General features: G+C 42.2%; 1 pseudogene. It reads right to left on the bottom strand.

The window, feature by feature from the left end:
* A pseudogene (locus ACFINW_RS09885) lies at positions 1 to 1,511 on the bottom strand (hypothetical protein); the annotation flags it as partial.

Below are 1,511 nucleotides of genomic sequence, written 5' to 3'. Positions count from 1 at the left end.
GCTAGACCAATAGCAGCAGCTTGTCTTGCTTCTTTCCGAACATCCTGAATAGCATAATTCAATGTCTCAAACTTCATATCCGTATAGGATTTCGACTCGTTTACACCATCATTGACAAGACCACTAACTTTCTCATCCGTATACTTATTGGCATCTTCAAGAACTATCTTCATCTGCTCTTCAGTATAATCATGTAACTGACCACCATTAACAGCTTGCTGAGAACCTGTTTCAATCTTGCCTGCCGCTACATTGTCTATCATAACAGGTTCGCTGTCATTGCCTCCTACTAACGTAATACTATTGGTCTTTTTCCCATCACTATCTTTATCATAGTTAACAACGCCATCTGTTACAGCTACTTCAATATCTTTCACATGTTGATCTATCGTATCTACTTTGTCTTCAACCTCTTTTACCCTCTCATTCGTGCTCCAAAGCTGACCACCATTAACAACTTCTTGCGAGCCTTCTTCTATCTTACCATCCAATACATTCGTAATCTTACTCGACTTACCATCATGCTTCGCATCATACGCACCTTCTTTTTCATTCCAATTCAAACCATTGCTCGCCACATTCTTCTCAACATCATGAATACGCTCGTTGATACTCGTCATACCGTCACTGACACCATCAAAAGCTCCTGCTACATCATGATAGATCTGCTTTTCTGACGAACTACCATCAGAATTGAATTGCGCAACCTTGAATTCCGGAGCCCTCCATTCGCCACCTTCATAGCTAGCTCCCCCTCCTAAATACATCGCTAGCGTCTGATGCAAGGAATAAAGCTGAGAACCATTCACCGCTTCCGTCGAGCCTTCAGAAAGTGTTCCAGCTTTCACGCCAGAGAGACTACGTGTATCACCATTCATGTTTGCAATTGTGATTGCACTACCCTCTTTTTCACCACCTATCTTGATTACCTTCGTAGCATCATCCTGCTTAACAAGACTATCTCCTACAACTTTATTAATCTCATTCTGAAGCTCTTTATGAATATTCGTGAATGAATCACCAACACCAGCAAAGGCAGACGCAACATCATCATAGCTCTGCTCTTCAACGGCACTACCATCTTCTTTGACGATCTTAACTTTGAAACTTGGAGCACTCCATTCGCCACCTTCATAGCTAGCTCCTCCTCCTAAATACATCGCCAGCGTCTGATTCAAGGAATAAAGCTGAGAACCATTCACTGCTTCCGTCGAGCCTTCAGAAAGTGTTCCAGCTTTCACGCCAGAGAGACTACGTGCATCACCATTCATGTTTGAAATTGTGATTGCACTACCCTCTTTTTCATCACCTATCTTGATTACCTTCGTAGCATCATCCTGCTTAACAAGACTATCTCCTACAACTTTATTAATCTCATTCTGAAGCTCTTTGTGAATATTCGTGAATGAAGCCCCTACACCAGCAAACGCTTTGGCAACATCATCATAACTTTGCTCTTCAACAGCACTGCCATCTTCTTTGACGATCTTAACTTTGAAGCTTGGAGCACT

Source organism: Bartonella sp. AA18HLJMS (genome assembly GCF_042197245.1).
Classification (GTDB): Bacteria; Pseudomonadota; Alphaproteobacteria; order Rhizobiales; family Rhizobiaceae; genus Bartonella.
The sequence above is the reverse complement of the archived record's forward strand: the minus strand, read 5'-3'. Positions and strand labels throughout refer to the sequence as shown.